This is a genomic window from Alcanivorax sp. 24, assembly GCF_004360225.1.
GTDB lineage: Bacteria > Pseudomonadota > Gammaproteobacteria > Pseudomonadales > Alcanivoracaceae > Alloalcanivorax > Alloalcanivorax xiamenensis.
This window is the reverse complement of the sequence record NZ_SNUA01000007.1, coordinates 63611-86250: the sequence shown is the minus strand read 5'-3', so window position 1 is coordinate 86250 and position 22640 is coordinate 63611. Positions and strand designations below refer to the sequence as shown.

The following is a 22640-nucleotide window of genomic DNA, read 5'->3' as shown; positions in this document are numbered from 1 at the left end:
GTACTCCTGGTTCAGTACTCAAGATGGAAACGCCGACTCAGGCTCTTCTTGAAGTCATTCACCACATGCAGGGCGTCGCGCAGCATATCCCGCTCCAGGGACGACAAGCCGGCGACGTTGACCTGATTGCCGGAATCCAACGCGGCTCCGGGCTCGGACATGGATCTCATCTGCTGGCGCAGTCGCAACTCGGAAAACACCGACAACGCGCCACCGAGATCATCGGCCATTTCCGCTTCCAAATGACCGGCATCGACCAGGCGCGTCAGCCGGGCCAGGGTGTTGGTTTCCCGTATGCGATAACGCAGGCTCAACGCCCGCACCCCATGAACCAGCGGGAAAACACCGCGCTTCTTGATATCCAGGGTCCGGTCGCGGGTCTTGAGAGTACCGAACAAGGTCAAAGGCGTGGCGAAATGCAGAATCGGACGGGCAAATTGGGACAGCAGAATTTCGTCGTGACTGCAGTGCTCGAATAACAGGTCCCGCAGTCGTTCCACCAAACGCACCTGCCCCGCCACCGGATGAGCATCGGCCAGAATCGCCAATCGCATCATTGCGGCGTCATCGCCCTGCCCCACCCAGCGCCGAATACGCCGGCGCCAATCCGCCAAGGTGCCGACCCATTCCGGATTCGACACCATGATGCCACCAGGACAACGGGGGTACCCCAGACGCACCAGTGTGTCGGTGAAGGCGCGGGACAGCTCGCGCAGTTCCGGCCAGTTCAGCTCTTCTTCCAGAATCAGACCGTTATCCTGATCGGTCTTCAGTATCTGTTCACCGCGACCCTCACTGCCAAATACCATCAGGCAGCACTGCGTCGCCCGCGTCTGGGGCACCAGGAATTCAAAGGCACGGGCGATGATGCGGCCATTGAGCGCCGCCATCAGTTCCATGGCGAAGCGCATGCGCACGCCCTGTGCCATCAGCGCCCGTACCAGCTCCGGCAAACGAGCGCTGGCCAAGACCAGGGCATCCATGTCCTCCGCCCGTTCCACTTCCAGCCCCACCACGTAGGAGCGGCTGGAAAAGAAACTAAGCACATCCGGTAGCTCCACCACGCCCAGGGCGCGCCCCTGTGCCATCACCACCACCCGGGTCACCTGGTGTCGGGTCATGCGTACCAGAGCGGCGAACAGAAACTCATCCAGATCAACGGTTACCAGAGAAAACGAGGCCAACCCCAACACCGGACTTCGCGGCGTCAGTTCCTCTTCCACCAAGCCACGCAGCAAGTCGGTTTTGGTGATCACTCCGACCCGACCATGGGCTTCCAGCAGCAAGCTGTCCACGCCATGCCGGGTCAGCTCCGTGGCCGCATCACCGATGGTGCCGTCCGCGGGCAACAGCACCGGCTCCCGCATGCACTCACTGACCCGCGCCAACATGAAACCGGCCAGAGTGACACCACCTTCCCGCCGCTCCGCGAGTAACTGGCTTTTCGCCGCCAATCTTGCCTGAAAGTAGTCCGCGAACTCAGGTTCCTCATTGCACAAGGACTGAAACAGCTCCGCCGGAATCAAATAGCAAAGCGCTTCTTCCTCCACCTTGAACCGATAACGGCTGGTGCCATTGAAGACGGTAATGGCGCCAAACAGATCATCATCGGTATAGACCGCGATCCGGGCGGACGCTTCCGGAGCATGGGGATCCAGCTCCACCACCACGCCTTTGTGAACCACATAGACATAATCGGTGGCGTCACCGGCGTCGAGAATCACGGTGCCCGCGGCCAGGAAGGTCATTTCCACCGCCTGGCCCAAACGTTCACGGCCATGTTCACCCAACAGGGAGAACGGCAACTGCTCGAAATTCAGATCCACCTTGCCCCTGTCCTCCCGGAATCCCATTCCTTCATCGAACAAGACTGCCGGATAAACCATCGGATAAGCCAACCCTGGGATGGGCTTATCCGATGATCTTTTCCTGATAGCCGGCCCCTGTGCCCTTTTCCTATGAGAAAGGGGCAAGGCGCATCGCACCTCGCCCCCATTTATCTACTCCTGGTCCAGTGATCAGTGTTGTACCGCCGCGCCGGCGCCACGGGGCACCCGGATGTCCTCGACAATATGCTGGATATGTTCCGGCGGCGCCTGGGTAACCCGGGAAACCGCGAAAGCCACCACGAAGTTAAGAATCATACCGACAGTACCAATCCCCTCGGGGGAGACACCAAACAGCCAATTATCGGCGGTGTTCAGCTCCGGCGAGATGAACTTGAAGTAGACGATATAGCCGAAGGTGAAGGCCAGCCCCACCAGCATGCCGGCAATCGCCCCTTCCTTGTTCATGCGGCGGTAGAAGATGCCCATCAGAATGACCGGGAAGAAACTCGCCGCCGCCAACCCGAAGGCAAAGGCCACCACCTGGGCCACGAAACCCGGTGGATTAATGCCAAAGTACCCGGCGATGATGATGGCGACGATGGCCGCGAGGCGCGCCGCCAGCAGTTCCTGTTTCTCGCTGATCCCGGGCACCAGGGTTTTCTTCAAAAGGTCATGGGAAATAGCCGACGAGATCACCAGCAGCAACCCCGCCGCCGTCGACAAGGCCGCCGCTACGCCCCCCGCCGCCACCAGGGCAATCACCCAGGCCGGCAAATTACCGATTTCCGGGTTGGCCAGAACGATAATGTCACGGTCAATATAAACCTCGGAGGCGTTATCCGTGGGGGTATTGGTCAGCACACGCTCCCCTTGCGGACCAGCGGCCTCCTCGCGGGAGCCAGAGAAAACCGGCTTACCCTCGAACGGCGCGCCCGCGGCCATCTGCACACGGCCGTCGTTGTTCTTGTCCATCCAGCCGATCAAACCGGAGTTTTCCCAGTTGTAGAACCAGCCGGGCAACGCCTTGTACTCGGTGCCGTTTACGGTTTCGATCAGATTGGTACGAGCGAAGGCCCCCACCGCCGGCGCCGAGGTGTACAACAGAGCGATGAAGAACAGGGCCCAGCCGGCACTGATGCGGGCATCACGCACACGTGGCACGGTGAAGAAACGCACGATAACGTGAGGCAGACCGGCGGTCCCGCACATCAATGCGGCGGTGATAAAGAACACATCAATAGTGGATTTGGTACCGTCGGTATAGGCACCGAAACCAAGGTCCTGAACCACCTGATCGAGACGCTCCAGGAGATAGACTCCGGTATCATTACCGGAAGCATCCAACACGGTGGCGCCGAAACCGGTTTGTGGCAAAACGTGCCCCGTCATCATGATCGACAAGAACACCGCTGGTACCAGGAACGCGAAAATCAGAACGCAGTATTGCGCGACCTGGGTGTAGGTAATGCCTTTCATGCCACCCAGCACGGCATAGCAGAAGACGATGGCCATGCCGATGACCACGCCGATGTTCACGTCCACTTCCAGGAAGCGGGCGAACACGATACCAACGCCGCGCATCTGCCCGGCCACGTAGGTAAACGATACGAATATCACACAGATCACCGCCACCGTTCTCGCCACATTGGAGTAGTAACGGTCGCCGATGAAATCCGGCACGGTAAACTTGCCGAACTTGCGCAGGTAGGGCGCCAGGAGCATCGCCAGGAGCACATAGCCGCCAGTCCAGCCCATCAGGTATACGGAAGCATCATAGCCGGCGTAGGCGATAATCCCCGCCATGGAAATAAAAGACGCCGCCGACATCCAGTCCGCCGCCGTGGCGGCACCATTGGCCACCGGAGAGACACCGCCACCAGCCACGTAGAACTCCTTGGTGGAGCCGGCCCGCGACCAGATGGCAATGCCGATATAGAGCGCGAACGACGCGCCCACGAAAATATAGGTTAGAAGCTGGACATCCATACTCTTATCCTCATTGTTATCGAGCTGGTTTACTGCTCGTCCACGTCGAATTTCTTATCCAGTTTGTTCATGGAGTGGGCATACATGACGATCAGTATCAGGAACACATAGATCGATCCTTGTTGCGCAAACCAGAAGCCGAGTTTGAAGCCGAAAAACTGGATGGCATTCAGTTGATCCACGAGCAGGATGCCGAAGCCGTAGGAAACGACAAACCAGACAACGAGATAGGAGAAGATCAATCTCAGGTTGGCGGCCCAATAGTCGCGGGCGTTTTTTTCTCTCATTAGTTAACCCCTTTCCCAGTGACGATTCCCAGTGACGATGACGGCACTGACAGCGACCCCGTCTCGACATACGCGCCCGGTTTTCACCGGACAGGCGCGGACGGTCCGCATCTAAGAGCCTGTTCATGATCTCTACGCCACCGCGTTGCTGCTGGAAAAGCCGCCAGAGGGCGTTGGGGACTGCAGGCTCTGGTGGGCCAAAGTCAAAGGCCACAGCGTCCTCTGGCGGCTTTTCCAGCGCAACCCGAAGGGCCGGGTCCACTTTCTTTAGGTGGAGAGTGCCGCCAGACCGCGATTACGCTTGTTTATGTAGAACGACTACACCGCACAATCGAAATCACGCCCTGACGACACTTTCCACCAGGGGAGAAGGGAACTCCGGCGCGGTGGCGTAGAGATCATGAACAGGCTCTAAGATAAGAGACTAAACAAAGCCGGATGGCGCGACAGTATGACTTTAGTCGAAGGGCGGGGCCGGCGGCGCCAGGGCCTGTTCACACCATTTGCACCGCGCCTGTCGCGGTGCAAATGATGTGAACAGGCCCTAGTCGCCGGCGTCCGAGTAGGCGGGAAAATTCAAGGTAAACGTGGAGCCTTGCCGCACCACGCTCCGGCATTGGATCTCACCATTGTGCTTGTCCATCACCGTCTTCACGAAGGCCAGTCCCAACCCCAGACCGGTGGCCATGTTATCGGCATCGAAGCGGCGATAGCTTTCAAACAGGTAGGGAATGTCGTGGCTGGCGATACCGATCCCCTGGTCGCTGACCTGACAAATCACTCTGTCGCCGCTTTGCAAAACCGACAACGTCACCACGCTTCGGGGCGGGCTGTATTTGATCGCGTTCTCAAGCAGATTGAACACCGCCCGTACCAGGAACCCCTGATCACCCCAAATCGGCCCGCCATCATCGTCAAGGTTATCGCTTTCCAACTGGATACCTTTGGCCTGAGCCAAGGGCCAGGCCCGATCCAGCGCATCCATGGCGATATTGGCCAGCAGCACCTCCCGGAAATCCAAGGCACCGAATTCCACCTTGGCCAATTGCATGAAGTCCTCGATCATGTCCAGGGCGGATCGTACCTGTCGCTCCAGACGTGCATGAAATTCCCGCTCTGGCAACGCCGCGGTACCGTTCTGCATATCAAGCAGGGCCAGCATGCTGGCCTGCGGTGCCTTCATATCATGGGACAGGAACCGCAACATGTGAGCCCGTTGCTCCGCCGCGCGGCGTTCGCCGGTCATATCCACCAGACTGATCAGCCAACCCGCGTCCAGGGTAATCGCCGTCCACAGCGGCGCCACTTCCATACGATAGTGATTCCCCCAGCGATCAAAAAAGGCCTGGCCGTGCCAGTGACGCACATCGGCGAAACGCCCGCCCTCGGAGAGGAACACCGGCACTGCATCCGCCGGCACCACCGTCAGCAACGCATCCCGCAACTTCCAACTCTCCACCCCCGCGGGATTTCCCACCAGCCAGCGGGCTTTTCGATTGGCGGCCTTCACCTTGGCCTCGCCATCCACCAGAAACGTCACCACTGGCAGAGAGTCCAGCATGTCGGTGACGAACCGGCGAGAAGCACGCAGCTGTTGCACACCGGCTTCCAGGGCCATGACCCGGCGATGCAGCGTACTGCCCCAATGCATGCGGGAAGCACTGCCCGCCTCCGGCACCATGTTCGGCTCACTGCTCAGCGACTCGATCTCACTGCTGAACCAACGCAGGATCACACTCTGACTGCGCCATTGCCATAGCAGATAGAACAATACCAGTCCGGTTAAGGATGCCGCCGGAGGCCACCAGACTCCCAACCGCAAAGCCAGAGCACATGCCACCATGGTCAGTGTCGCCATCAACGCCATCAGGACGTGGACATAACGCAAGCGCGACACCAGCAAGGCGATCATCAAGGCCAGCACCGGCACCATGGACAGCAATATCCTCGTGGCTTTATCCAGCTCGGTAATAACATAGCCGTCCATCAGGCCATTGAGCAGATTAGCCTGGATCTCCACCCCGGCCATGGTGCCCATGCGGCCCGATACCGGTACCGCATAGCGATCTCCCAGACCGGCGGCGGTGGCGCCAACCAGCACGACCCTGTCTTTAAGCAGCTCGTCCGGAACCTCGCCGAGCAACACACTGCTGTAGGACACTCGCGGAAACGCCCCGGGCGTCCCCCGAAACGGCACCCGGACCAGATGATCCCGGTGCCAGGAAGGAGTGTTGTGTGTCGACTGGGTTTCCTCGCCCGGCATCGCCATTCCCGTGGCCAACCCCTTGCTCGCCAGGGAATCGAACAGCGCCCAGGTAAGATGCGGTACCACCTGATCAATAACGCCCTCGCACAGATACAGGCGCCGCACCTTGCCATCCATATCCGCTTCCACATTAATGTGTCCGATGCCGGCGGCATTGTCAGCGATGTCAGGCAAAGGCGGATAAACAACGGGGGGCGCCCCCGGCGTCGACATCGGAGCCCGCGCCAGGGGCACATAGACATTACCGGCACGGGCCATGGCGGCGCCCAGGCGCTGGTCCGCCTTGCCGTCACCTTCCGCTTCCAGAAAAAGGATATCCATCATCACGGCCTGGGCACCGGCCTCATGCAAGCGGTCCAACAGTGCCGCGTGCACCAGCCGGCTCCAGGGCCAGCGCCCGATCTCACGAAGGCTGCGGTCGTCCACGGCGACAATGAGAATATCGTCGTTCACCGGCCGATCCGACCAGGCAATCATATGGTCATAGACCGACGCATTGAGCTGTACGAAGTCACGGCTCGCCATCCAGCCGGTGGCGGCCAGAGCGATCAGTAACAGCACGCCCCACTGGAAAAACAGGCGGCGAAATAATGCTTCGCTGGTCAATATGGGCATCAGGACAGCTTGCTGGCTAGGAGAGTCGAAAAGCAAGGGGGCCTAGCGGTGGGCACCCACCCCGCGCAGGAAAAACACATGATGGGCTTCGCGCCCTTCAATGCCATTGGCATCGACCGCCGACAAGCGGACATGGTACGCCCCCGCGGGCACATCCTCGACTTTAAACTCACCATCATCCGATACCGCTTCACGTACCAGTTCGATGAAATCACTGTCCCTGGACATTTGCAGCCGATACAGGACGGCTCCCGGTAACGATTCAACCCGGGCGTGCAGAACCCCGCCCGCGCCACGCCAGTCGGGCAGCAAGGTGGGCGCGGGCAACAACGCGACACGCATCAACCGGCCATCGCTGTCCAGGCGCCCGCCCTCACCTTCACGCACCTGCTGCTGAGCGTGGCCATCGTGACTGATCGCCACCGCTCCGCGCAGCACGCTGGTGGTGGCGGCACCGGTCTGTTCCCGTACACGAAAATGGGTACCACGCACGCCGATAATACCCACCGGGGTTTCCACCTGATAGTGCTCTTCGCCGGGACGCGAGGTGACTTTGGACTCCACCGCGCCGCTCTCCAGGCGGACGCGGACAATACCCCGATCATGCTCCTTGGCGAATCGAACCCGGCTGCTGGATGGCAAAACCACCTGGGAACCGTCTTCCAGGCGCAAGGATACAAAGGCGAAAGGACCAGTCACCACGGCTTGGGTTGTATCCAGTCGCATGCCCGTCAACAGCTGTTGACGCTCACCATCCACGCCCTCGGCCCAGACCTCACCTTCCAAGTGAAGCACATCGATACTTAGAGGGCTGTTCTCCTCCAGTATCAACTTGGTATCGGGTTGCAAACGGTAAGGGTCGGACAGGTGATTGAGGTCACGAACACGGCGCCAGGCCCGAGCGTCCCCCAGATAGTCTTCGGCGATATTCCAAAGCGTATCGCCGGGACGCACGATATGGTATCCCGGCGATGATGGGGACTGTGGATTGGCCGGCGGCGGCGCGGCCATCGCGGTGCCGGCGAGCAGCAGCCCGCCAAGCAGACCGCCGATCACGCCTTGTGTCATGGCCACGATCCGTGGCGGCCACCCTCCGGGCCGTCGCCGAAGCGATGCTGAAAATTGCTTCCGGCAATTTTTTGTCACGCCTTGCATGGTCCACCCTATTCAGCAGGCCCTGTCCTCGGGCCGAGTCGGCGCGTTCCCTCGCTGTTGGCGTTGGAGTCAGTTGTATTCGATGGTAAATGTGGCGATCGCCCGGGTTTCACCGCCGTTGACGATGGGCGCGGTCTGGTAATAACGGGCCTTCAGCGGCAGTTGGAATTGATGGTCCCCAGGCGTCACCGTACCCAGTTCGACACGATCGCCATTGGCGATGGGCGTGGAGGTGCGGTTATCGAGCAATTGAATGCCCACGCCACTGGCGGCCTCGGAACCCTCATCAATCTTGATGACACCAGCCGCGCCACTGGGATCCGGGCTGTACCCGAAAGACAGCTTCACCGTGTCCTGGCCATTGCTGGGGCCGACACAGGACAAGCCCACCTGGAATTCCTTCTCCGTATTGGTACTGCCAACGCCGGAAAAAACGGAACGGGACACCGTGCCAAAGTCCACGGCGATATTGCGGGACCCCATATCCACCTCGCAGGCGGAAGAGACGATGGTGATCGCGCTGGCGTCCAGGTACGAGGTGAGGATCGGAGTCCCTGAGCCAGACCCATCCGCGTAGTAAGTTGTGTACTGGCCGGGAGCCAGCGTGCCTGACCCGGTTTGATTAGCGATCTTGATAATTTCTACGCGAAAATACCCTTCGGACAACCTGCCCCTTGAGCTGTTAAGACGCAAATCATGCGGATATACCACGGTCTGGCTAAGGCCTGCGATGCGCCGTGAAAGACGAATCCCGATACCATCCACCTGGGTCGTATAGATATTCGGATCATAGCTGCTGGGATTACCAATCAAGGTCCGCCCACGCATATATCCGCCCCCTCCATAACAGCGCACCGCATCTTCTCTGGCGCCAATGGGGAACTCTTGCATCGCCAGAACCGTACCGACCGGCACATTCGGTGTAATCGTCACCTGCCCCATTCGCATATTGATATTCTGGACACTGGTTTCGACATAACAGGCCGCTCTGGCCGAAATGGACACCATCGACAATACCAGGACCACAATCGGGGCAACGAACCAATTAGGTATGGACACTTTATTCACAACGGGCCTCCAGATGATGGTAGGCGCGGGCCGCGCTTGCGTCCTCGTCGGACTCCGGCACGCGATAGTCGATGTCGCAGCTCTGGTTCGCTTCCTCGCCCCACTTGACGCTCAGACGGCCGCTCTCTTTTTCCGTGCGCAGATAGACCCGGCCGCTCTGGCCCACCAGACCCACTGGCTGGCCAGCCTCGTCGTACACCTCGGCGCCGAACGGAACCGGTTCACCATCCACTCTTTTGGCCTTGATCAGCAGCGCCTGACCACTGACGGTATCAAAGGTGAGCTTGGCCACGGCACCCGCATAGGGCGCCACCTGCTGACTGCTGGTCTTCAGTTCCACTTCGGTGGACATATCGTTCGGATCCAGCGTCACCGAATTCAGCCGGTAAGGCGAAACATAGGGCACCACCGCGTAACCCCGCTTGTCGATGCGCACGCCTGACATGTTGGTCACGCGCGCCCCGGCGGCGGCCGGCGCTTCCACCAACACCATGGTTTCACCGCGCTGAGGGGTCAGCGTTACACCGCCGCCATGCGCCACCATGCTGCCGCTGACGCCGGCCCCCATCTGAGTAAAGTTGTCGTTATGACTGTAAGAGGCCCGCAGCGTGGCATAGGGCGCCCGGTATTCACCGCTGAGTTCACCGGTGGCGCCACTCTGATCCTGGTGGCTGACCGCCACGTTATAGGTCATGTTGCCGTCCACGCCGGCACTGCCGGAGACACCCAGACGGCTGCTTTCGTAGGCACTGTCACGCATGGTCCCGGAGCCGATCAGACTGGCGTTGCCGGCCACGTTATCCAGCGGCACCGAGAAGTTGAAGTTGTACTGGGTATCGTCACGACCAAACTCATCCTCGGTCTTCAGCGCCGAGAAGCCGTAATGGAAAGGCCCATAGTTGTTGTTGTAACCCACCTGGTACTGCGTGGTTTCCCCTTCGCTTTTCCAGTAATCACGAACGGAACCGGTGAAGTACATCGCCCCAAAACCGGCGCCCAGAGTCTGGTTCACGGTGAGCTGGAACTCACTGCGCTGACGACGCACCGCGTCGAAACCCAACTGACGGTCTTCGTAGTCATGGGCGATGATGGCATCGCGCAATCCCAGATAGCCGGAGGTGGAATAGCGATAGGCCGCCACCGTCACATTGGTGCCGGTATCGGGCATGAATTTGCTGTAACCCAGTTTGTAGCTCTGGCCATTGCGATCGCCATAGCGATCGAAGCCGGTACGGGCGTGGGTGACATCGGCGGAGAAGGCGCCAACGGGCGTCCCCACCGCGACACCGGCCAGATAAGCCTGGTAGTCATCACTGAAGGTGGCGCCGGTGTAACCGGTCAGCCAGTTGGTCAGGCCCTTCTGGTAGGTGGCCTGCATCAGCCAGGGATCATCATCCAGGCTGGTTTCACGTACCTTGCCGGCGGTGACGCTGTATCGGGAGATGCCCGGCCGCAACATCTGCGGCACGGAGGCGAAGGGCAGACTGAAGCGGCGGATACGGCCGTCCGCTTCGGTAACGGTAACCTCCAGGTCACCGCCGTAGCCGGTGGGGTACAAGTCATCAATGACGAATGGCCCCGGCGGCACCGTGGCCTGGTAAATCACCTGGCCGTTCTGGCGCACTTCCACCAACGCGTTGCTTTCCGCCACGCCGCGGACGGTGGGCGCATAGCCGCGCAGCGAATCCGGCAACATGCGATCATCGGACGCCAGCCGGGCGCCGCGGAACCCCATGGAATCGAACAGATTGCCTTCGGTGTAGGCGTCCCCCACCGTCACCATGCCGCGGATCGACGGAATCGGCCGGCGCAGATAGGTGGCGGTGCTCTGCCAGTCAGTGCCCTCCCCGTCACGGCGAGACACATTGGAGTCGTGCCGCAATTGCCAGGCGCCAATATTGATGCCGCTATTGAGCATCAGGTAGGCATTGTCGTAGGTACGATCATTACCGCCGTAATGGCTCTCGGTGCGCAGCGCGTTGAAGTTGTAGCTCAGGAAACCGGCATTGATGCCCGGATCCCAGAACGCCGGATCCACATAGCCACGCGCACTGCGACGCATATTGGCTTGCGGGATACTGATCTCCAGACGCATGTTGCTGCTGTCAAAGCGAGCCAGGGCACCGGGCAGCCAACCTTCCAGCGAGCGACATTCATCTCCCAGTGTTTCATCCACCCCGTCAATGGTGCTGACGTCCACGCCATAGCCGGACAGCATGCTCAAGGTAAAACAGGTGTGCGCGTTGATCTCGCCGGGAGCGGCCCGAAACGCCAGTTCATTACGACCTTTCCAGGAGCCGTTGACGTAGACGTCCAGATAGTAATCACCCGCCAGAGTCGGGTTGCCCTGGGCATAACGGGAAACGTCCATATCCTTGGCGGCACCGCGAAGGAAATCGCTATTAAAGGAAGCCGCCGCCACCTGGGGCTCGGATTGAGCCAACACAACCGGCGTCCACGCCATCAGCGCCAATCCGCCCAGCAGTTGGGTACCGGCACTCAGACTGGTCTTCCGGCGTGAGACAACGCGCTTTTGATTCATGAGACACCCCGCGTCCATGGTTTTTTGTTAAGGCGTTTTTACTAACGACCCACCGGCATATCCCGCGCCACCCGACCGCCAAAATCATTGATGGTGGTCATACGCACCTGGCCAATCGTGGCGGGCGCGTTAGCGGGCAAGGGGAACTCCAGACTGCCGCCGGGGGCGATCATGCCCTGGTCCACGGGCACCGGTACCAGCGCACTTTCTCCACGGAGAATTTCCAGGCGGCTGACGGTGACGTGGTAAGGCGTGGGGTTTTTCGCTTTGAGTACCGCTCGCCCCCCGGAACGGGACAGGTACCACTGCAGTTTTTCCGGAGCGTCGTTGGCTTTACCGCTCAACCCCTTGGGCCGGTAAAACAACTTGATGCGCGAGCGAACCGCCAACTGCAGGAAATTCTGGGGAATCCCCTCTTCGGCCTTCGGCGCCGGCGGAATGTCGAGCACATTCAGCCAATACACGGACTCACGGTCTTCCGGCGGCGTCTTGCCACCGGTAAAGGAAATTCGAAGAACCTGACCACTGCCGGCTTCCACGCGGGAAATCGGCGGCAGCACGATGAAAGGCACATCGCTTTGTTCGGGAGCGGCGTCGGCGTCACCGGCGTCGATCCATACTTGCACCAGAGCCGGGTTTTCGCCGTCGTTGGTCAACTGCACCGAGACCTCGCGGTCACCACCAGGGTAGACCACCCGGGTCCCGCCGATCACCACGGCGGCCTGCGCGGCAACGCCCGTGACCAGCAATGCGAATGACAACAGACAAAGAGAAAAGCGCTTCATAGCCACCACCCGAAACCTGGAAAGACAGACGATAAGGAGTCCGGGGCCGGCAAGCCGGCCCGCGGAAGCCATGAGGATTACTGATAGATAATGGTGTACTGAACGCTGGTGGAGACGTCGCCAGCGCCGGCGGCGGCGGTAGCGTAGTACTCGGCGTAGTAGTTCAGATCAGCGCTGTCACCGTCGTTGGCAACCGTTACCCACTGGGAGTTGGTTTGCGCACCGTTGGCACCCGCGGCCAGCACCGGCAAGAAGCCGTTGTTCTCACCCAACAGTTGGATTTGAACATTGGTGGCGCCATTGCTGGCGGCGTCGATCTGGTTGTTCAGACGACCGGTGTTGTAATCCACGGTGGGACCCGGTTCGAAATAGGTCGCCACTTGCCCGGCGGAGCAGTTGGACAGGTTGATGGCGAAAGGCGTACGGCCCGCGACTTCACCGGCGGCGGCCAGCGTCTGAGCGGACACGGTCGGCAGAGTCACGGTGAAATCGGTGCCACCCGGGGTGGTGATATCACAGGTCTGGTCGGTGATTTTGCCGTTGAAGGTAATGGTGCCGTCCGCGGCGAGAGCGGAACCCGCACCAGCCAAACCGAAAACGGCCAGAGCAATAGCGGTTTTATTCATTTTCATAACAGATGCATCCCATCCTGATAACGTGTTTTGGGACCGGCACGCCTGTTCGGGAGCCGTTCCGCGGCCTTGCGGCCTACCGCCCTGGCACCTTGCCCACTGGGCCCGGTATCAGATGCCGCCAAGAAATGCGATTATGTGACGTGATCGGTAGACTGCGGGGGAGGAGAATGGAGGGGAGCCAACAAACAAACAACAGTCCGAAACCATTGTTCATATTCCGTTGACAGTTATTTTATATTTTCCACCAAAAGTACGACCAAATAACCAATACCTTTAATTTATTTAATACTTTCACATTAGACAAATTGTCTTCATTTATTTAAATAAGCACGAAATGCGTTAACAATTTTTGCCTTATCGTGGATGACTTTGCCGGTTCACCGCCCTAACATTCCGCCCGGGATCAGGCGCCCTGAACACGCCTGATCCCGCCCTGCCGCAAAGCGCGACAAAAGGGCGAGGATGCAAAACATTAATAAAAATAGCTCTTTGATTTCCCGATACCGCCCGAACCGGATAACAATTCGTACAGGCGTGCCGGAATTTCAGCCGCACCATCAGGAAACTATGACTTCGTAGAACAATGCACCGTGTCACTTGAGAGGGAACGGGGACCATGCATATCGCCATACTGGATGACGAGCCTGCCGTACTGGCCCAGGTCAGTCAGGCCCTGACTGGCCCATGGGGACGACATAAAGTCACACTGAAGATTTCCACCTTCTCCACTTGCAAGGAATTGATCCAGGCGACCAAACGCCACACCTTCGATCTGGCCATTCTCGATTGGGAATTGCCGGACGGCAGCGGGGTGGAAGTACTGACCTGGTTCACTTCCTACCTGGAATCGCCCCCTCCGGTGATCATGCTCACCGTGCGCAATAGTGAACAGGATGTGGTCGAGGCCCTGACCAGCGGTGCTGAGGATTTCATTAACAAGCCCTTCCGGGCGCGGGAACTGAAGGCCCGGGCCATCGCCGTGCTCCGCCGCCGCAATGGCCCCTTGAGTGTGGAAAAAGGGAGAGAGGAAGACCCCAGCCACGGCAACATCGTGTTTGACGTGAATCGTCAGACCCTGCATCGCGACGGCCAATCGGTCAAGCTGACGCATCAGGAATACCGGCTGGCCTTCCTGCTGTTCAGCAATCTTGGCCGCCCATTGGCCCGGGCGTATTTATACGAGTATGTCTGGGGTAAAGACGAACAATTCTCGTCACGCACTCTGGATGTACATATTTACCGTGTCCGCCGCAAGCTGGGACTGACCCCGGACCACGGCTGGCAGCTCAATGCCGTTTACGGCTACGGTTACCGCCTGCAAGAGGCCGACCCCTCCGCCGGTTAGGAATGATTACTCCCGGGACAGAGGCAAGCCACTACCCTGCCACTCCGAGTACACCAGCACCGCCCCTCCCGTCGCCAACGCCTTCTCGAAGGCGTCCCGTACCGCCGGCCGGGCCCGCGGCAGTTGGCTTTCGATGAGTACGCCGTCCCGGGCAATGAGCACCTCGACCCACCCGTGTTCCCTGGCCACCCGTTCCATACGCGGGTAATCATGGTATCCGCACAAATAATATTGGCGGGAGAACACCATCAGCGGCTGCCAGGCCCCCAACCCGCCCTCTTCCGTCTCGTCACCAACAGCGAGGGCACAACCAATGAACACATGGATCTCGTAAGTGGAATTGGCGCCCGCCATTGCTCATCCCCCCTCTTATTATTGTTTATTGTCGGCCGGGCCGACTTTCCTATCGAAAGGGAACGGCGGCGGGAAGTAAATATCAGGAAATAAGGGGACAGATAAAAAATCGCCGCACCGATTCGCTGCCAAGGCAGCTTCCCACAGCGGCTCCGCGGTTCCCGCTGTGGGAAGCTGCCTTGGCAGCGAATCGGTGCATGGAGACAAGAGCCCCCGCCGGTACCGCAAGCGAGACGCCATAGGGAAAGGAGATCAGAGGAAGAAGCGGCTTGCGGTGGCCAGCGGGCATTTCACTATAGGCGCCCCGCCGAAACCCCGGAAGCCCCCTGTTAGACCTATTTGGAATCAATGGCGCCTGTTCATTCCCGCCCCCGGGCCAAGCCCCGTGAAACCCACATAACCATTTGAATACAAAGAAGAATACAATAGTCGCCAAAGCATGGGAACGGTTGGAGGGGCACCCGCTTACACGCAACACGCGGGCACGCTAAAGGACCGTTGCCCGGGCAACGTTGGAAATCGCTCCAGGCGATTTTCTCCAAAGCGTGCCGGCGTGTTGCGTGTGGGCTTGCCAGGCTCGGCGCCACCGATTGACCCGGCCTGACGCCTCCGTTAACGTTGCGCCGCCCACGGAGGAAAACGATGGCCAAGCAAGTCCCGCAATTGGAAGAATCCCTGGATAACCTGGAAGCCCTGGTGGAGCGTATGGAATCCGGCGACATGACGCTGGAGGAATCCCTGCGCGCTTTCGAGGAAGGGGTAAAACTCACCCGCCAGTGCCAACAGGCACTGTCCCGGGCCGAGCAGAAAGTACAGATCCTCCTGGAACAGGACCCGGACGCCGAACCGGCCCCTTTCGAGGCTCCCGATGGCCAGTGACAATCTGGGCCTGGGGCCTTTCGCCGACGGCGCCCGTATTCGCCTGGAACAGGCGCTACGCCACTATTTACCAGACCCCGCCCGCAGCGATGCGCCGCGCCTTGCCGAGGCCATGCGTTACGCCGTCCTGGCCGGCGGTAAACGGATCCGTCCGCTGCTGGTGTACGCCGCCTGCCAATTAAGTGGTGGCACGCCGGCACAAGCCGACGCCCCGGCCACGGCGGTGGAGTTGATCCACGCGTATTCCCTGGTACACGATGATCTGCCGGCGATGGACAATGACGACTTGCGCCGTGGCCAGCCCACCTGCCACCGCGCCTTCGACGAGGCCACCGCGATCCTGGCCGGCGACACCCTTCTGACAATGGCATTCGAGTTGCTTGGTGACGCCGGCGACTATCCGGCCGCCACCCGGGTCGGGATGGTCCGCGCCCTGGCCGGAGCCGCCGGAGCCGCCGGCATGGCGGCGGGGCAAATGCAGGACATGGAGGCCGAGGGCCGACTGCAACAGGTCGCCGCCCTGGAACGCATGCATTACCTGAAGACCGGCCGCCTGATCACCGCCAGCCTGCATCTGGGTTATCTGGCGGCGAACCGTCCGGATCCGGCCCTGGAACAAGCGTTATTGGGCTTCGGTGATGCCATCGGTCTGGCATTTCAGATTCAGGACGACATCCTTGATGTCACCGTGGATACCGCGCAATTGGGCAAACCCAGCGGTTCGGATGAAAAACAGGGTAAAAGCACCTTCCCCGCCCTGATCGGCCTGGAGGCCAGCCGTGAACGGGCCCAAACCCTGTGCCAGCAGGCCCGCGGGCACTTGCAGGGTCATGGTGAAGCGGCCCGCCCGTTACTGGATCTGGCCGACTATATTGTCCGCCGTGGTCACTGACCACCGCCCCCTGAAAAATGTCATGCCGGACTCGATCCGGCATCGCCTTCCACGAAGCCACTCCCCTTGCGGCGGGAGATCCCGGGTCACACAACGGTGCTTAGAGCACCGTTTGGACGCCCCGAAAGGGGAGTTCAGTGGTCTTAAGCCATGAATCTCTCTACCCCGGGATGGCGGGGTGTTTTCATCGGTCACTGACGGGGCCCCAACAACCCCGCTATAATGATGTTTTTCCGCACCGGCCTGGCGTCCACCGTCCGCCGGTAGCGGAACATCGCAGCTCCGTTCAGAGGCAGGTATGCCAAAGACCTTTACCGACATCCCGCTCACCCGCCCGGCCACGCCGCTGCTGGACAGTATCAACGCGCCGGCGGATTTACGGCGGCTGGCGCCACACCGGCTCGAGCAATTGGTGGACGAACTGCGGGCCTACCTGCTGTTCGCGGTGGGCCGCAGCGGCGGCCACTTCGGCGCCGGTCTCGGCGTGGTGGAGCTGACCGTGGCACTGCACTATCTGTTTGATACGCCCCATGATCGCCTGGTCTGGGATGTCGGCCATCAGTGCTATCCGCACAAGATCCTCACCGGCCGCCGCGAGGCGCTGACCTCCATTCGCCAGCAACACGGGCTGTCCGGCTTTCCCAAACGAAGCGAATCCCCCTATGACACCTTCGGCGTGGGCCACTCGTCCACCTCGGTCAGCGCGGCGCTGGGCATGGCCCTGGGCGCCCGTCAGGGCGATAAGGAACGGCGCACCGTGGCGGTGATCGGCGATGGCGCCATGACCGCCGGTCAGGCCTTTGAAGCCCTCAGCCACGCGGCCCACACGCGCGCCAATCTGCTGGTCATCCTCAACGACAACACCATGTCCATCGGCCACAACGTGGGCGGTCTGGCCAACTATTTCGCACGCATCTGGGCCTCCAAAACCTATATCGCGCTGCGCGAAGGCGGCAAGAAGGTGCTGTCGGCGATGCCGGCGGCCTGGGATTTCGTGCGTCGCACGGAAGAGAGCATGAAGAACATGGTGAGCCCGGACATGCTGTTCGAGGCCATCGGTTTCAACTACATCGGCCCCATCGATGGTCACGACCTGGACGAGCTCACCGCCACCCTGGAAAACATGCGCGACCTGGAAGGGCCCCAACTTCTGCACGTCTACACCACCAAGGGCAAGGGGTTCGCACCGGCGGAAGCGGATCCGGTGGGCTACCACGCACTCAACAAGATCGAGCCCAAAGCCAAGGTGGAAGTGGCCAAGCCGGCCAAACCCAAGGGGCCGAAATATCAGGACGTGTTCGGGCAATGGCTGTGCGACATGGCGGAGCGCGATCCACGCGTGGTCGGCATCACTCCAGCCATGTGCGAAGGCTCCGGCATGGTGGCGTTCCGCGACCGCTTCCCGGATCGCTACCACGACGTGGCGATCTGTGAGCAGCACGCGGTCACGCTGGGCGCCGGTCTCGCCTGTGAAGGTCAGAAGCCGGTGGTGGCGATCTATTCCACCTTCCTGCAACGGGGCTACGACCAGTTGATCCACGATGTCGCCCTGCAGGAGCTGGATGTGACCTTCGGCCTGGATCGCGCCGGCATCGTCGGTGAGGATGGCGCCACCCACGGCGGCGTTTTCGATCTGGCCTACCTGCGCACCGTGCCCAACATGGTGATCGCCGCCCCCAGCGATGAAAATGAGTGCCGGCAACTGCTCTATACCGCCTGGCTGCACCAGGGGCCGGCGGCGGTCCGTTATCCCCGTGGCACCGGCCCCGGCGCCGCCATCGAGAACACCATGACGCCGCTGCCTCTGGGCAAAAGCCGCGTACTGCGGGAAGGCAAGGGCCCGGTGGCGATTCTGTCCTTCGGCGCCCTCGGCGAAGCGGCCCGGGAAGCCGGCGAGACCCTGGACGCCACCGTTCTCGACATGCGCTGGGTCAAACCACTGGACCGCGACGCGATCCTCGCAGCCGCCGCCAGCCATACCCTGCTGGTCACGGTGGAAGATCATCAGCGTATGGGCGGCGCCGGTTCGGCGGTTAACGAACTGCTGATGGACGAAGGCGTAGTGATGCCGGTGCTGAATCTGGCGTTACCGGACGAATTCGTCCACCACGGCAAACGGGAAGCGTTGCTGGCCGACCATGGCCTGGATGCCGCCGGTGTCGAGCGCCGGATTCGGGACCGCTTGCAGCGGCTGGGCGCGGTTCTGACCCATCGGGCGTAAAGCGCGCCATTATTCGCTGGCAAGCCAGCTTCCCACAGAGAGGGCTACAGAGGCGCTGTGGGAAGCTGGCTTGCCAGCGAATGGCCAGACGCGGGCTGTTATACAACAGTCACGGCGACGGGAAACGCCGCCGCCATACGACACGAAACAACCATAGCACCGCCAGCGCCATGCCCCCGGCGATCAGATCATCGGCGACAATGCCCCAGCCTCCGGGCAAGACGTGATCCACCCAACCCACCGGCCATATCTTGAGCACGTCGAAGAAACGGAAGCAGGCCAAACCAAGCAGCCCCCAAAGCGGATGCCGGGGCACCACCGACAGCGCCAGCAGTAGCCCCCCCAGTTCGTCCCAAACGATGGCGGGCGCGTCCTCGACGCCGATCACGTCGGCCGCGAAACCACACAGAGGAATCCCCACCACCACCACGCCCCCCAGAACCATGGCATAGAGCCGCCGGGAACAGGCCGCCAAAGGCCACCAGAACAGCATGAACAATACACAGCCCATGGTTCCCGGCGCCCAGGGGGATAGCCCAGTCCCCATGCCAATGGCCAGCAAAAACAGGATGGAAGACGGCGTCACGGACCCGACCCCGCTACTCGAAGTGACGCCAGCCAACGGACTCCGCGTCGCTCACCCGCCCGTCGGGATAATGCAATCGCACTCCCGGGGTATCGGTGATCCGGCCAATGGCGCGGGCCCCTTGCGGGACGGCAATACCGGCCGGCCAGGTAAACAACAGCCCATAATCATCGCCGCCGGACAGCTGCAGCACCCAGCGGTCCTCCGCGTCCAGCGCCGCCAGCTCATCGTTCACCGGCAAATCCGCCAGCACCAGCTCCGCCCCCAGGTCGCCGCTGGCGCTCAGAATATGCCCGAGATCCTGCAGCAGGCCGTCGGACACATCGAGCGCGGCGCCGGCACGGCCGGACAGGGCCATGCCCCACTCCAGCGCGGGCCACGGACGGGCAAAATGCCGCGCGCTTTGTGAATCGCGCACACCGGCCCGCCAGTGACGCAGCCCCATCCCACCCAGCCCGGGCACGCCGGTCACCGCCAGGGTTTGCCCCGGCCGCGCCCCATCCCGACGCAATGCCCGCCCCGGCAATACCGAGCCGGTGGCTTGAATAGCGATATTCAAAGGCCCCCGGGTCACGTCGCCGCCCACCAGAGAGATGCCGGCCTGATCGGCCAGTTCGAACAGGCCGGCGCTGAAATCGCGCAACCAGTCGGGATCGGCTTCCGGCAAGGTCAGGGACAATAGAAACCAGCGGGGGGTGGCGCCCATGGCGGCAAGATCCGACAGGTTCACCGCCAGGCAGCGGTAGCCGATATCGGCGGCGGGCATATCCTCGGGAAAATGGCGGCCGGCGATACTGGTGTCCAACGTCATCACCAGTTGCTCACCGGCCGGCGGCGTCACCAGGGCGGCGTCATCGCCGGGGCCGAGGACCACGTCCTCGCCCTGGCGATGATGAAAGTAACGGCGGATGAGGGCGAACTCGTCCATGCCAGCTCCTGTTCATGAACGAAAGGTCGGGAAAGGTCCGTCAGGAAGGCGGCTGATCGTCGGGCGCGGCACCACCGGGCCGGGTTTCCGCCGCGCGTGCACGGCGGGCCAGCTTGTCCAGCACGCCATTGACGTACTTGAAGGAATCATCGGCACCGAACACCTTGGCCAGTTCGATACCTTCGTTGATCACTACCCGATAAGGCACGTCCAGACGCTCTCGCAGCTCGAAGGCGCCAATCCGCAGGATCACCTTCTCCACCTGGGACAACTCTTCCACCCGGCGATCCAGAAAGGGCCGCAGCGATTCATCCAGGTCCGAGACCCGGGCGGGCACGCCGTGGAGCAGGTCATGAAAATAGCTTCGATCGACCTTGCTCATGTCGTTCTGGGCCAGAAACTGAGCCTCGATATCACTCAGCGTGGTCCCCGCCAGTTGCCATTGATACAACGCCTGCAAGGCGTAACGCCGGGCTTTGCGGCGGGCGGCGGGGGTGGAAGACGAAGCGGGAGTGGTCATTAAAGGGCCTTGAACAGAGAAACCATTTCCAGAGCGGACAGCGCGGCTTCCGCGCCTTTGTTGCCCGCCTTGGTACCACTGCGCTCGATGGCCTGTTCGATGCTGTCCACGGTAAGGACGCCGAACGCCACCGGCACACCGGTGCTGTTTTGTACCGCGGCGATGCCTTTGGCGGCTTCACCGGCGACGTACTCGAAATGCGCGGTACCACCGCGAATCACCGCGCCGAGAGCGATGACCGCGTCGTAATCCCGCTTTTCCAGCACTTTCTTCACCGCCACCGGCAACTCCCAGGCCCCCGGCACGCGAATGATTTCAATATCAGCGCGTTCCACGCCGTGCCGCACCAGCGTGTCCACGGCGCCGGCCAGCAGCGCTTCCACCACGAAGCTGTTGAAACGCGCCACCACCAGGGCGTACCGGCCGCCCACATTACTCAAAGTGCCTTCAAAGGTTTTGATGTCTTGCATGATCCTATCCTGCTAACCCACCGCACCAGGCAACGCCAGTGCTTAAGGTGGTGTCTACTGATGGCCGGACGCTGGACGCCCGACGCCGGACGCTTTTGGGATTCAGCGTCTCGCGTCCGGCGTCCGGCGTCTATTATTCCGCGTCCACATATTCCACGATCTCCAGGCCGAAGCCGGACAGCGCATTGAACTTCATTGGCGAGCTGAGCAGGCGCATTTTGCGCACGCCCAAGGCGGTGAGGATCTGCGAACCGGTGCCGATGTTGCGGTAGGCCCGGGACTGCCCCTTCGGCTGCGTGGCGGTGCCGTCAAAAAAGGCCTCGATCCGATTCAGGGTCGGTGCCGCCGACTCGTCGTCCTGACCGAGAATGATCACCACCCCACACTCGACCCGGGACACCGCCTCCAACACCCGGTGCATGTTCCAGCCGGTACGGCCGTCGATCTTGGCGCTCATCAGGTCCCGCAGCGGGTCCACCTGATGCACCCTGACCGTCACTTCCCGGTCCTCGGTGATCTCACCTTTTACCAGCGCCACGTGCACATGGCCGTCCACGGTGTCACGGAACGCCACCAGGCGGAAGTCACCGTACCAGGTCGCCAGCGGGTGCTCACTCACCTGCTCCACGGTCTGTTCATTGAGGGCGCGGTACTGGATCAGGTCGGCGATGGTGCCGATCTTGAGGCCGTGTTCCTGGGCAAACGTCTCCAGGTCCGGGCGCCTGGCCATGGAGCCGTCTTCGTTCATCACCTCGCAGATCACACCCGCCGGTTCGCACCCCGCCATCATCGCCAGATCACAGGAGGCCTCGGTGTGACCAGCCCGGCGCAACACGCCGCCGGGCTCGGCCATCAGCGGGAAAATATGCCCGGGCTGGACAATATCGGACGCCTTGGCATCACGGGCGGCGGCGGCCTGCACGGTGCGCGCCCGGTCAGCGGCGGAAATACCGGTGGTGACGCCCTCACGCGCCTCGATGGAAACGGTGAACTTGGTGCCAAAACCACTGCCGTTGGCGCGCACCATCAGCGGCAGATCAAGTTGCTCGCAGCGCTCCTTCGACATGGGCATGCATATCAGCCCGCGCCCGTATTTGGCCATGAAGTTGATCGCCTCGGCGGTCACGTGCTCGGCCGCCATCACCAGGTCGCCTTCGTTTTCCCGGTCTTCATCGTCCATCAGGATCACCATCCGGCCCTGACGAATATCCTCGATCAGTTCTTCAACGCTATTGAGCTGCATAAAAATTCGCCTTCAAGCTGGCACGCAACACGCT

At 61.1% G+C, this 22640-nt stretch carries 19 protein-coding genes; 4 read left to right on the top strand and 15 right to left on the bottom strand.

The window, feature by feature from the left end; all coding sequences use genetic code 11:
• Positions 1-11: 11 nt before the first annotated feature.
• The 9 genes from E0L37_RS11350 to E0L37_RS11310 all read right to left on the bottom strand — a co-directional run bounded on the left by E0L37_RS11350 (position 12) and on the right by E0L37_RS11310 (position 13165).
• Positions 12-1826 (bottom strand): cyclic nucleotide-binding/CBS domain-containing protein, encoded by a 1815-nt coding sequence (locus tag E0L37_RS11350; RefSeq protein WP_133491860.1) that lies wholly within the window; start codon positions 1824-1826, stop codon positions 12-14.
• 192 nt (positions 1827-2018) lie between these two features.
• Positions 2019-3815 (bottom strand): sodium:solute symporter family protein, encoded by a 1797-nt coding sequence (locus E0L37_RS11345; RefSeq protein WP_133491859.1) that lies wholly within the window; start codon positions 3813-3815, stop codon positions 2019-2021.
• Positions 3816-3844: 29 nt separating this feature from the next.
• A complete protein-coding gene (locus tag E0L37_RS11340) occupies positions 3845-4102 on the bottom strand; it encodes a DUF4212 domain-containing protein (RefSeq protein WP_063140318.1) in 258 nt (85 codons plus the stop codon).
• A gap of 544 nt (positions 4103-4646) precedes the next feature.
• Positions 4647-6983 carry a CHASE2 domain-containing protein gene (locus tag E0L37_RS11335; protein WP_133491858.1) on the bottom strand — a complete coding sequence of 779 codons (2337 nt, stop codon included), beginning with the start codon at positions 6981-6983 and terminating at the stop codon, positions 4647-4649.
• Between the two features lie 42 nt (positions 6984-7025).
• A complete protein-coding gene (locus tag E0L37_RS11330) occupies positions 7026-8051 on the bottom strand; it encodes a FecR domain-containing protein (protein ID WP_166643052.1) in 1026 nt (341 codons plus the stop codon).
• 156 nt (positions 8052-8207) lie between these two features.
• Positions 8208-9206: a fimbrial protein gene (locus E0L37_RS11325; RefSeq protein ID WP_133491856.1), complete on the bottom strand. Its 999-nt coding sequence runs from the start codon at positions 9204-9206 to the stop codon at positions 8208-8210.
• Complete coding sequence (locus E0L37_RS11320) at positions 9199-11748, bottom strand: fimbria/pilus outer membrane usher protein (protein WP_133491855.1); 2550 nt, start codon at positions 11746-11748, stop codon at positions 9199-9201. Before E0L37_RS11320 ends, E0L37_RS11325 begins: the two co-directional genes overlap by 8 nt.
• Before the next feature lie 41 nt (positions 11749-11789).
• Positions 11790-12533 (bottom strand): molecular chaperone, encoded by a 744-nt coding sequence (locus E0L37_RS11315; RefSeq protein WP_133491854.1) that lies wholly within the window; start codon positions 12531-12533, stop codon positions 11790-11792.
• Positions 12534-12610: 77 nt separating this feature from the next.
• On the bottom strand, positions 12611-13165 hold the full coding sequence (locus tag E0L37_RS11310) for a fimbrial protein (RefSeq protein WP_133491853.1): 555 nt from the start codon (positions 13163-13165) through the stop codon (positions 12611-12613).
• A 619-nt stretch (positions 13166-13784) separates the two neighbouring features.
• On the opposite strand from E0L37_RS11310, the gene E0L37_RS11305 reads away from it, so the two are divergent.
• Positions 13785-14513, top strand: coding sequence for a response regulator transcription factor (locus E0L37_RS11305; RefSeq protein WP_133491852.1), 729 nt, complete (start codon positions 13785-13787; stop codon positions 14511-14513).
• Positions 14514-14519: 6 nt separating this feature from the next.
• On the opposite strand, the gene E0L37_RS11300 is transcribed toward E0L37_RS11305, so the two are convergent.
• Entirely contained in the window at positions 14520-14867 is a 348-nt protein-coding gene (locus E0L37_RS11300; protein WP_133491851.1) for a hypothetical protein, read from the bottom strand.
• Positions 14868-15509: 642 nt separating this feature from the next.
• Here E0L37_RS11300 and E0L37_RS11295 point away from each other — a divergent pair.
• The 3 genes from E0L37_RS11295 (at position 15510) to dxs (ending at position 18859) form a co-directional block, all read left to right on the top strand.
• Positions 15510-15746 carry an exodeoxyribonuclease VII small subunit gene (locus tag E0L37_RS11295; RefSeq protein ID WP_133491850.1) on the top strand — a complete coding sequence of 79 codons (237 nt, stop codon included), beginning with the start codon at positions 15510-15512 and terminating at the stop codon, positions 15744-15746.
• Complete coding sequence (locus E0L37_RS11290; RefSeq protein WP_133491849.1) at positions 15736-16638, top strand: polyprenyl synthetase family protein; 903 nt, start codon at positions 15736-15738, stop codon at positions 16636-16638. The genes E0L37_RS11295 and E0L37_RS11290 overlap by 11 nt, the downstream gene beginning before the upstream one ends.
• A gap of 298 nt (positions 16639-16936) precedes the next feature.
• On the top strand, positions 16937-18859 hold the full coding sequence (gene dxs, locus E0L37_RS11285; protein ID WP_133491848.1) for a 1-deoxy-D-xylulose-5-phosphate synthase: 1923 nt from the start codon (positions 16937-16939) through the stop codon (positions 18857-18859).
• A 109-nt stretch (positions 18860-18968) separates the two neighbouring features.
• On the opposite strand, the gene E0L37_RS11280 is transcribed toward dxs, so the two are convergent.
• From E0L37_RS11280 to ribBA, 5 genes are all read right to left on the bottom strand, one after another.
• Positions 18969-19445: a phosphatidylglycerophosphatase A gene (locus tag E0L37_RS11280; RefSeq protein ID WP_133491847.1), complete on the bottom strand. Its 477-nt coding sequence runs from the start codon at positions 19443-19445 to the stop codon at positions 18969-18971.
• A 13-nt stretch (positions 19446-19458) separates the two neighbouring features.
• Positions 19459-20373, bottom strand: coding sequence for a thiamine-phosphate kinase (thiL, locus tag E0L37_RS11275; RefSeq protein WP_133491846.1), 915 nt, complete (start codon positions 20371-20373; stop codon positions 19459-19461).
• A gap of 40 nt (positions 20374-20413) precedes the next feature.
• Positions 20414-20893 carry a transcription antitermination factor NusB gene (gene nusB, locus E0L37_RS11270; RefSeq protein ID WP_055099755.1) on the bottom strand — a complete coding sequence of 160 codons (480 nt, stop codon included), beginning with the start codon at positions 20891-20893 and terminating at the stop codon, positions 20414-20416.
• Positions 20893-21363: a 6,7-dimethyl-8-ribityllumazine synthase gene (gene ribE / locus E0L37_RS11265; RefSeq protein ID WP_014993227.1), complete on the bottom strand. Its 471-nt coding sequence runs from the start codon at positions 21361-21363 to the stop codon at positions 20893-20895. The genes nusB and ribE overlap by 1 nt, the downstream gene beginning before the upstream one ends.
• A 133-nt stretch (positions 21364-21496) precedes the next feature.
• Positions 21497-22606, bottom strand: coding sequence for a bifunctional 3,4-dihydroxy-2-butanone-4-phosphate synthase/GTP cyclohydrolase II (gene ribBA, locus E0L37_RS11260; RefSeq protein ID WP_133491845.1), 1110 nt, complete (start codon positions 22604-22606; stop codon positions 21497-21499).
• Between the last annotated feature and the right edge of the window lie 34 nt (positions 22607-22640).